Genomic DNA, 11,546 nt, shown 5'->3' with positions numbered 1-11,546 from the left:
TTCAACCTCTCTACAAATAGTAATATTAAAGTTATACAAGTATTATTTTTTACTAGATAACTCTTCCATCTTCTTTCGCAAACTTAGGGGCCTCATATCAGTCCATACTTCTTTAATGTATTCTAGACATTCTGATTTGATCCCAGTTTTACCTGCATCTGTCCAACCAAGGGCATTTTCTCGATCAGCAGGCCAAATAGAATACTGCTCTTCATGATTAACTACAACTTTATAAATTGTTTGGTCTTCTGTATCTACACTATTCATTGTTTTATTTTACTCCAAGTATTTCCTTATGCTCTATTAAGATTGCTTCCGCCCTGAAAAAATAGCATAGCTATTACATTGATCATTTGCTATATTCCCCTCTTCATCGTAGACATTAATATCAGTAAAACCTACATTTTTAAGAGCAGGTATAACTTCTGCTTGAGAATAAGCTCTAACTACATTATTAATATCTAAACGTTGCCAATTGCCTCCTAACGGTTGAAAAATAGTAATGGTAAATTCTCCTGTTTTTTCCTTAAGATTATGGCTATAGCGACAAGACCAAGCGAAATCATGTTTCACATCACCCTCAGCGATTTTACCATTCCAAGATTTGTAACCATCTTCTAGTTTTAATCCAAACAGAAAAATCCCGTTAACTACTAAACTATCATGCACCTGCATAAAAACTTTTTGCAGGTCTTCGATGCTTATTATGTGGTTAAGGCTAGCGCTAGGAGAAATAACTGCGTGGAAAGTAGGCGGTAAGTTAAAAAATCTAGCATCATCATGAATAAATCTAGCATTAGGTGCATTTTCACGAGCATATTGCAACATTGGTTCTGAAATATCAAGGCCCGTTACTTGATAGCCTTGCTCGATTAATTCCTGTGCTATATGTCCTGTACCACAACATAAATCAAGAATATTTGCTCCTTCAAGAATCTTATATTGTTGTAGTAATTTTTCAAAAGGAGGCAAATTATGTTGGCAGTACTTTAGACCCCAATATTCATTATAAATCTTAGCCCAAGAGTCATATTGAGGATTAGAATTCATTGTAACCATTTACCTGTACTCCGATTATTTACTTCTTTTTTAATTAAAACTACTAACGTTATAACTATGGTAATAAACCACCTTCTCGCAGATCATTGATGCTATTTTTAACTGCTTTAATTACATATTCTAGGTCTTCATCAGTATGGGCTGTAGATAATAAACCACCATTTCCTATTAAGAACACTCCTTGATAGAGAAGATGATAGGATATCAAGTTCATACTTAATGAAGTAGAATCTCCAGAATTAGAAGCATCTCCTAAAGGAATATTATTAAACATTGAACCGCAATTTGCTAACCGAATTGGTACTCCATCTGCTTGAAAGTAATTATTCAGTTTTTCTACAAACTGGGAAGTACGTTGATTTACTTGCTCTTGAAGAGCAGTCCCTTGATTTTTTAAATAGTTAAGTACTGCTTTGGCAGCAGCCATCGCCAAGGGATGTTTGCAGTAAGTTCCGCTAAAAAATGTTGTTTCTACTTGCGGGAAAGAAGTATCCTCATAGCTCCATATTCCACCATCAATTCTATCCATGTAGTCTGCTTTGCCAGCTATAACTCCAATGGGCAAACCACCACCTATAATTTTTCCATAAGTTGCTATATCTGCTTTAACACCAAACCATGCTTGCGCTCCACCTAAATGAAGGCGAAAGCCTGTAAGCATTTCATCAAAGATTAATGCTGTGCCTGATTTTTGGGTAATTTCTCTTAACTGCAACAAAAACTCTTGAGGCTGTATATCTGGTCTTTCATCTTGAATAGGTTCAACTAAAACAGCAGCTAATTCATGTTGATAAGCTTTGATTACTTCTAACGATTTAAAATCACCATAATCTAAAACCAAAACATCTTGAGCTACGTTAGGTAAAACACCAGGAAAACGTGGAACTACAACTAAATTGTCGTCTAATTTCTGTCTTTTAACTAAAGTACCATCAAAATGTCCATGATAAGAACCTGCAAACATGGCAATTTTTTGACGGCCTGTTGTAGCGCGTGCTAGACGTATTGCCGTCATTACGGCTTCTGTACCTGTATTACTAAAAGTTACCCGTTCCATACCAGTTAGTTCACAGAATAACTCTGCAACTTCGCCGGCTAAATCTGATTGTGGGCCTATATGTATACCTTGTTCTAGTCTCTCTTGTATGGCTTCTTTAATAAAAGGTGGATTATGACCAAAAAAACTTACTCCAAAGCCCATTAACAGGTCTATATATTCATTTCCATCAACATCCCAAATTTTAGAGCCAGAAGCACGTTTGCCAATAATGGGATATACCATTTCTTTGATGGTTTTGTTAAATCCGATAGAATTTCTTCTATCTGCAAGCACAGAACGATATGCTTGAGTTAGCTGTTTCGATGTTTGTGTGCGATTGGTGTAACGGGCAATAAAGTTTTCTAGATACTGCTGTTGAGGATTCACCTTGGCTGTAGTTATTGAATTTGTTAATTGCATAGTATTAATGTGTGGCGAATTTTATAAAACATTAGATGTTGGCCAATTTATGTTTGGGAGCCTCCAAAAATCCTTTTTGCATAAGATAAGACAAGTAAGTATTAAGCAAACTATCATCGATTGGCGGGCAAATAATAGAGGTATTTGCTAGCCCATCGAGTGTATTCTGACAATCAAACTTTAGTGCTGCTGAGTTATGATTCTGTTCACTAAGCAAGGGTACAAGTGGATATAGTGGATGTTCTGGATAGTGTTCAGCAATGTTAATCAAATCTGCTTGCCATTGGTCATTAGAAATTTGTTGCAGTGGATAGCCAAAGGAGCGGAGTAATTTTATCAGCTTAATTGAATGAAAAGGTTGGGAATTTACAAAGTGAAATGCCTTCCCTATAGATTTTTCTTGTCTGGATAAATGGACTACGGCTTTGCTCACATAATCTACAGGAGCCATATCTTCAATCATATTGCCATCTGGCACTTTTTCAAGTTTTATACAGCCGATGATTAATCTGTATAAAAAGTCATTTTGATTGAATACTCCGGTTTTGCTGTGTCCAGAAACACGTCCTATTCTATGTATAGTTACAGGAAGGCCGCGATCGCGTGCAATGTTAACTAGCTTTTCGGCAACCCATTTACTTTGCGTATAGCCGCCAGATGGCACTTGATAATCATTGAGGTTATCTTGTTCTTGAACTATTTTTACGCCAGAATAACCTTCGGGAGAGAATACCCCATTAGTTGATATAAAATGTACAGGTTTGATTTTAACTTGACTTGCTAGCCTCAAAACTTCTTGAGTTCCTAATACATTCGCCCCCTTGAGTGTGGAATATGGAGAAGTATGATGAACCCATGCACCATTGTGATAGATAACATCAATTAATTCAGCCAATTCTTGAAATCCCTGTCTCGAAAGTCCTAAAAGTGGTTTAGACAAATTTCCGACAACGGGAATAATTCTATAACTAAAAGTTTCATTCCAAAGCAAATATGATTCGAGGCAGCTTTGAATTCTTTTTTTGCCTTCTTCTGCATTAGCAGCACGTACTAAACAATAGATATCTGCATGAGTTTGTTGTAGTAGTTCATAAAGTAAAAATGCTCCTACAAAACCTGTAGCTCCAGTTAATAAAATATTAGTAGGCTGAGTTGGATATTTAATTGGTATTTCCAGACGGATCGTAGGATCAAGAACAGCCTCTGTTTGCCAATCGATTTGATTATTCGGAGTAATAGCAAGAGTAGAAGAAGCCATTTTTTGAGCTGTTTGAATACTCTGTGCTAAACTAGCGATTGTCGGCATTTCAAACAAACTGCTTAAAGGTAGTTCTATTTTCCAAGTTTGTCGAATCTGAAAAATAAGTTGTGTTAGTAGTAATGAATGCCCTCCCAATTCAAAAAAGTTGTCTTCAATTCCAACTTGTTTAACCTTTAGCAATTCAGCCCAAATTTTCGCTAGTTGTTCTTCGATGGCTGTACGTGGTGCTATATAAGTTGTTTCAATATTGGAATAAATCTGGCCAGGTAGAGGAAGTGCTTTGCGGTGTATTTTACCATTTGGTGTAAGTGGTAATTTTTCCAGTAATACAAAAGCAGAAGGAACCATGTACTTTGGTAAATTCTCTTTTAAGTATTTGCGTAAATGTGGTACTAGTTCAGTATTATTTACTGAATCAAAATTGCCAGTATTAGGAACAATATATGCTATTAAACGCTTATCACCAGGTTTATCTTCCCTAACTACAACCACACTATGTTGGACAACGGAATGTTGAGCTAATTTAGCTTCGATTTCTCCTAGTTCAATCCGGAAGCCACGAATTTTTACTTGATGATCAACGCGTCCAAGAAACTCTATATTACCATCAAGTAGGTAACGCGCTAAGTCGCCAGTTTTATATAGACGCGCACCGTGCTTATTACTAAAGGGGTTGCTAATGAACTTTTCTGCTGTTAGTTTTTGGCGCTTAAGATAGCCTCGTGCAAGACCAGTACTACAAATGTATACTTCACCAGGTATACCAATTGGTAACGGTTGTAAATGACTATCCAATATATAAATTTGGGTGTTAGCAATTGGGCGACCAATGGTGACTAGATCATCTTCTGGCTTAACACAAGAAAATGTAGAATAGGTTGTGTCTTCAGAAGGACCATAAAGATTAAAGACATTTTGCACAGAAGTTTCTTGATACAACTGCTGCACCAATGGTTGAGGCAAAGGTTCACCTGCTAAGTTAATGGTACGTACAGAAGCGGGTATACTATCAATTTTTAGTAATTCAGCGATCGCAGATGGAACGGTATTGATTAAAGTGACTTTTTGAGCAGCAACTGAAGTCTGTAAATGCAACAAATTTTCTGCAACAATTACCTTGCCACCCCAACTTAGAGGCACAAATATTTCAAATACTGATAAATCAAAACAGATGGAAGTTGATGCTAAAACACCAGCTATATCTTGGTCGCTAAATACTTCTTTTGCCCAATATATTAAGCCAATAGCGTTGTGATGTTCAATAATAACTGCTTTTGGTTGACCCGTTGAGCCAGATGTATAAAGAATGTAAGCGTTATTAATAGGTGAGACTTGATTATTGATATTTTCTTGGCTTTCATTATTAATAATTTTCCAGTCTCTATCAACACAAATTGCTTCAGCTTGATGAGGAGGTAATGTATCTAACAGGTGTGCTTGGGTAAGTAGTATTTTTACTTGAGCGTCTTGGAGCATGAAAGCTAAACGTTGAGGCGGGTAATTTGGATCTAGTGGCAGATATGCCCCACCTGCTTTGAGAATTCCCAAGAGTGCAACTATCATATCTAAGGAACGCTCTACACAAATCCCCACCCTAACCTCCGGTTTTACTCCCAGTTTTTGCAGATAGTGGGCGAGTTGATTTGCTCTTTGATTTAGTTCTTGATAAGTAAAATAGTAATTTTCGTATACTACCGCTACAGTATCAGGTGTTTTTTCTACCTGTGCTTCAAATAATTGATGAATGCACTGGTCTTGTGGGTAATCAATTTCAGTATTATTCCACTCAACTAATAAAGTATGCTTTTCTGCTTCTGTCAATAGAGGCAAGTCTGACAGGCGCTGCTCAGGATTTGCAACCATACCTGCTAACAAATTGCCCAAATGCCCTAACATCCGAGTTATAGCATCATCATCAAAGCGATCGCGATCATAAGCAATTTCTAATGACAACTCTTGGCTAGGTACGGCTGTAACGGTTAAAGGATAGTTTGTCCGTTCATCCGCAGCAACGTTTGAGATTTCTAAATTGTTAATTTGCCGTTTTGAAGTATCCACGGGGTAATTTTCAAATACCAAGATGCTGTCAAATAAAGACATTCCCCGTGGTACTTCACTCCACCCTTGCACCTGTACTAAGGGGCTATATTCATATTGAGAAATTTCGGACTGTTGGGTTTGAATCTGTTTGAGCAAAGCCAAAGCTGAAGTATCTGATGATATTTGTACCCTCAAAGGTAAGGTGTTAATGAATAATCCCACCATAGATTCTGCACCCGCCAGCGTTACCGGACGACCAGAGACGGTGACACCAAAAACTACGTCTGTTTCGCCACTGTAATAGCTCAAAAGCCAAGCCCACGCGCCTTGTACTAAAGTATTGAGGGTAACTTGCTGCTGACGAACAAGCGATCGCATCGCTGCGGTTTGGCTAGCTGATAATTTTATTTGTTGGGCTGCATGGTTTTTTGTTTGGCTATGACTACTACTCAGTGTTTTTTCAATACGGAGGTTAGTAAGAGCGGAAAAACCATTCAATGTCTGTCGCCAAAAAGTCTCAGCCTTTGACAAATCCTGCTTCTGTAGCCATTTTATGTAATCGCGGTAAGGACGGGGAGGCTCTAACCGTAATTCTTCATTTTGGCAGAAGGCAGTATAAAATTTAAAAACTTCTTCCAGCAACATCGATGTAGACCAACCATCGGTAATTAGATGATGGGTGTTCCAGACAAAATGGTAAGTATTTTCGCTGGTTTGAATTAACGCCAAACGCATCAACGGCGCTTGGGTGAGATCAATACCTAAAGTGCGATCGCTTGCTAAAAAAGCTTCTAACTTTTGTTGCTGCTGAGTAGATGAAAGACCCTGCCAATTGTAATGTTTTAAAGGCAGTTGCACTTGACGCAGCACCACTTGTACAGGTTCTTTTAAACCTTCCCAGCGAAAACAAGTCCGCAAAATTGAATGACGCTGAATTACCTGCTGCCAAACTCGTTCAAATACAGAAATATTCAGTTGTCCAGAAAGAGTACATACTAACTGATTAAAATACACTCCTGTATCTGGTGCAGATAGGGTATGAAAAAGTAATCCCTGCTGCATTGGTGAAAGAGGATAAAAATCCTCTACATTTTGCATACCCATTTTAAACGTCTCCAATTGCTGCAATGATGTTTTCGAGGTCAGTTTCACTCCACTGGAAGTCTGATAAATCTGCTGGGAGCGAGTTATTTTCAGAAACTTGGTGAATTAGTGATCTCAACGCCTTGATAAAATTCTCAGCTAGATTCTCAACCGTGCTTTGGTGATGAATTGCATTGCTGTAAGTCCAACTGATTTGTAATTGGTTTGCAACCACAATCGCGTTGATATCTAGTAAATGGCGACGGCTTCCCTTTAGACTGCTTGCAGAACCAATATCTGCGTCAGCTAGGCTAAAGGTTGATGATTCTGAAAGGACTTGATCGGATTGTCCCAAATAGTTGAACAGTATCTCAGCTTGAGGTAGGGTTTGCAGTTTTTCTGTTATTGATTCGTCACCGCTAAGATAACGCAGTAGACCATAGCCGATACCGCGATTGGGAATCTTGCGTAACTGCTCTTTGACAATTTTTACCGTCGTGGCTAGGTCAGAAGTTGCTGGCAAGTTTAATAATACTGGGAAAATGGTCGTAAACCAGCCGACAGTCCGTGACAAATCAACATCATCAAAGATTTCTTCCCGCCCATGTCCTTCTAAATCTAAAAGTAGTGTTGGCTCTCCCACCCACTCAGCAAAAGTTTGTACCAGTGCTGTGAGTAATACATCGTTAATTTGGGTTTGGTAAGCGGCTGGTACTTTTTGTAATAAAGCTTGGGTATCTGCCACACTCAAGGAAACAGATATAGTACGAGCCGAAGCGACTGTGTTCTCGCCTTCGGGAAAATCTACTGGGATGCGGGAAACGTGATGACGGGATTCTGCACACCAGTACTCTAGTTCCTTTTGAAGTTCATCTGACTGAGCGTAGTTTTTTAACTTTTGCGCCCACTGCTGGAAGGAAGTTGTTTTAGCTGGTAATTTAATTGCCTTACCCGCTTGTAGTTGGGTGTAAACAGTTTGGAAATCTTCTAGGAGAATGCGCCAAGAAACACCATCAACAGCTAAATGGTGAATGATTAGTAGTAAGTAGCTGGGCTGATTTGCACCACGGTCAAAAATAGCCGCTTGTACTAACGGACTCTCTGAGAGGTTGAAACTAGCTTGTAATTTTGTGGCTGTAGAGGCGATCGCTAATTCTTGCTCTTGCTGCGACAATGTAGAAAAATCGTAGTGTGTCAATGGCACAATATCTGTAGGAGTAGCGTAGACGCCAAGCGGCTTGTCGCTAGACATCGCTTGCTGCCATCCAGAGACTTCCTTGACAAAATACAAACGAAGTGAATCATGATGCAATATCAACTGCTGAATCACCTGCTGTAAAATTTCCGTGTCGAGATTTTGCCGCATCTCCAGCAGAATTGCCTGATTGTAGTGGTATGGCTCAGGTTGATTTTGCTCAAAAAACCAGTGTTGAATCGGGGTGAGCAATACTTCGCCTGTGACTAATCCTTGTTCTGCTTGGATAGTGGGAACCGTACCCGCCACTGTTGCTAATTTTGCAATTGTTTGGTTATCAAACATCTGTTTAGGCATCAATTGCAAACCAGCTTGATTAGCTTTAGCAATAATTTGGATACTCAAAATAGAATCGCCGCCCAACTCAAAAAAATTGTCGTGGATACCTACTTTTTCCACACGCAAAACTTGAGTCCAAATGTCTACTAATAATTTTTCAGTCGGTGTACTCGGAGCTACAAAAGTACCTGACTCGGCTCTAACTTGTTCTGGTGCTGGCAATGCTTTTGTATCTACCTTGCCATTAGTTGTCAAAGGCAGAGCCTTTAATGGTACAAGAACCGAAGGAACCATATAATCAGGCAGCTTTTCTTGCAAAAAGCTTTGTAGAACGTCGATAGAACTGGGCGATTCTGCATTCCAAACAATGTATGCCGCTAAACGTTTGTTACCTGGAACATCCTCCCGTGCTATGACTACAGCTTCTTTTACCCCTGAATGCTCTAAAATTACAGACTGAATTTCTGCCAACTCAATGCGGAAACCGCGAATCTTTACTTGGTTATCAATGCGTCCGAGATATTCCAGCACCCCATCTGGTCGGTAACGCGCCAAATCACCTGTCTTATACAGCCGTTCTCCTGGTGTTTGAGAAAATTGGTTGGGAATAAACTTTTGTGCTGTCAATTCTGGCTGATTGAGATAACCTCTAGCTAATCCCAAGCCACCAATGTGTAACTCACCCACGACCCCAATCGGTACAGGCTGACAGTGTTGGTCAAGAACATATAACTGGGTGTTAGCAATAGGCTCACCAATTGCGACTGAAGTTGAAAGATTTTCTCCTGCTGGTACTTTGTATATGCAACACCCGACAACTGTTTCTGTCGGCCCGTATTCATTCACCAACATTGTCTCTGGTGCAAACTCCCGCCAAAAAGCAATATCTTCAGCCAACAAATTCTCGCCACCAATAATAAAGCCTCTGGTGCGACCCGCGGCTTCTTGCAGTGATATCATTTGAGACAATAACTTTAGGTGAGCCGGTGTAATTTTCACCAAGCTTAAGTTAGAACGTGTGCGTAAAGCATTAGCCAGAGTTTCAATACCTTGGCCTTCTGAGAGAATTTCTACCCGATTCCCTACCAGTAATGGAGAGAAAAGGCTGGTAATTGTCAGGTCAAATCCTAAAGGAGAATGAACGATTGTTCCTGTACCTTGGTCAACATTATATGCTTGGGTACACCAACTGAGGTAATTAACTAATCCTTGATGGTGAATTAATGTACCTTTGGGTTTGCCAGTCGAACCAGAAGTGTAAATAATATAAGCCAGATTGAGAGTTGTAATATTACTGACTGGGTTATGTGTTGGCTGTTGGTTAATGATTTGCCAATCAGTATCTAAGCAAATTATTTGAGTTGCATCTGTTGGTAAGTTTGCTGCTAAATGTTGTTGAGTCAACAGTACAGGTGTTTGAGCATCTTTTAAAATGAATGCAAGGCGTTCTTTGGGATAGGTTGGCTCAATTGGTAGATATGCTCCACCTGCTTTGAGGATACCGAATAAGCCAATGACCATTTCTAGGGAGCGTTCAACACAAATCCCCACTGGTACTTCTGGCTTAACTCCTAATTGTTGTAGGTAATGGGCTAGTTGGTTGGCTCGTTGATTTAGTTCTCGATAGGTGAGTTGTTTATCTTCAAATACTACTGCAACTGCATCTGGTGCTTTTTCGACCTGTTCCTCAAACAAATGGTGAATGCACTTATTTATAGGATAATCAGCCTGGGTATGATTAAAATCGACCAGTAGTTGTTGTAACTCGTTTGGCGGTAATATCTCTAATTCACTAATTGCCGATAACGGATTTTTTAAGATACTGTGCAATAAAGTCTCAAATTCTTCCGTTAAACGACTTATATTTTCAGCACTAAATAAGTTAGCGTCATAGTGAAATTCTACAGTCAAATAATCCTTGTGTTCTAAACAGGAACATTTTACTTTGAACCTGTCTATACAGGCATATTTCTTGTAAATTGAAAAGTTAATGTTAGCAGCAGTATATTTATATTTTTGTGATTCAAAATCAAAACAAAATGGAAAATATGATGTAGTTATATCCTTATTAAGTTTAATATTTTCCCAATTAAAACTATCTTGCCATTCACGATTTTCTTGAAGGCTATCTTGAGTTTTCTGTAAAACTTCACTAAAAAAGCTAGTTGAGCTTAAATGACTACATAAAGGTAAATATTTAGCAAATAATCCTAGCGCTGATTCTAATTCTTCGTAATTACGACCATCGTTAGCCGTACCAATCACTATTTCCGATTGCCCAGTTAAACGCATCAGCAATGCTTGCCAACAAGCCAATAATAATACAGAAACAGAAGTATTATTTTTCTGGGCTAAAGTTTTAATTTCGTTAGTAAAGTTAGAATTTATTTGCAAGCTCACAACTTGAGGCTGAAACTCTTGATTAACTTGCAGTTGATTTTCTAAAGGCAAATGTAAATCCAAAAGGTGAGCAATATCAATATCCTGTTTACGCCAATACTCTCTACCTATTGCTGTATCTTCTGATTCCAGTAATTCATTTTGCCATTCAGCAATATCAGCATACTGGAGGATTTCATCAGATAATTCTTTATCTTCTAAACAAGCTTCGTAAGAACTGCTGATTTCATGCACTAAGTTTTTGAGAGTTGCAGAATCCGCACATAATGCAGGTAAACTCAAAATTAATATATATTTTTGCGGTGATAAACTTATTAGGGAGATACGCAAAATTTTACCTTTGTGGTAATCAAATGGCAAACTAAGCATCTCTTGAAAGATTACGTTAATCTTAGCTTCTTGTTGCTGAAGTTGCCAGCCACTTAAATCATAGTCGTCTTCCCAGCAGATGCTACTATCATTAATTACTTGAACTGGAATTTCCATCCCAGATAAGCACTGAAATTTAGTCCTAAGTATTTCATGCTTATTAACAACATTTTTTAACGCTTCTTTAAGGTTAGCTATGTCTAGCTTCCCTTGAATCAAAACTGCTACTTGGGCGCGAAACGGCGTTTGCTTGTCTGTGTGTTGTAACAACCACAGATGTTTCTGGAGTGGAGAAATTCGGACACCTTCAAGAATTTGGGTTTGCATAATATTTGAAAGCA

General features: G+C 38.7%; 5 protein-coding genes. All 5 read right to left on the bottom strand.

The genetic code is table 11. The annotated features are described in order from the left end of the window. Positions 1-42: 42 nt before the first annotated feature. From H6G26_RS15935 to H6G26_RS15915, 5 genes are read right to left on the bottom strand one after another with little or no spacing between them, the layout of a single operon-like run. On the bottom strand, positions 43-267 hold the full coding sequence (locus H6G26_RS15935) for an MbtH family protein (RefSeq protein WP_190730186.1): 225 nt from the start codon (positions 265-267) through the stop codon (positions 43-45). 36 nt (positions 268-303) lie between these two features. Next, a complete protein-coding gene (locus H6G26_RS15930) occupies positions 304-1,059 on the bottom strand; it encodes a class I SAM-dependent methyltransferase (RefSeq protein WP_190730185.1) in 756 nt (251 codons plus the stop codon). Between the two features lie 55 nt (positions 1,060-1,114). Next, positions 1,115-2,518, bottom strand: a complete 1,404-nt coding sequence (locus tag H6G26_RS15925) for an aspartate aminotransferase family protein (protein WP_190730184.1) — start codon at positions 2,516-2,518, stop codon at positions 1,115-1,117. 31 nt (positions 2,519-2,549) lie between these two features. After that, entirely contained in the window at positions 2,550-6,923 is a 4,374-nt protein-coding gene (locus tag H6G26_RS15920; protein WP_190730183.1) for a non-ribosomal peptide synthetase, read from the bottom strand. Position 6,924: 1 nt separating this feature from the next. Then, positions 6,925-11,532 (bottom strand): non-ribosomal peptide synthetase, encoded by a 4,608-nt coding sequence (locus tag H6G26_RS15915; RefSeq protein WP_199326928.1) that lies wholly within the window; start codon positions 11,530-11,532, stop codon positions 6,925-6,927. Between the last annotated feature and the right edge of the window lie 14 nt (positions 11,533-11,546).

Source organism: Nostoc sp. FACHB-888, from assembly GCF_014696655.1.
Classification (GTDB): Bacteria; Cyanobacteriota; Cyanobacteriia; order Cyanobacteriales; family Nostocaceae; genus Nostoc.
The sequence above is the reverse complement of the archived record's forward strand: the minus strand, read 5'-3'. Positions and strand labels throughout refer to the sequence as shown.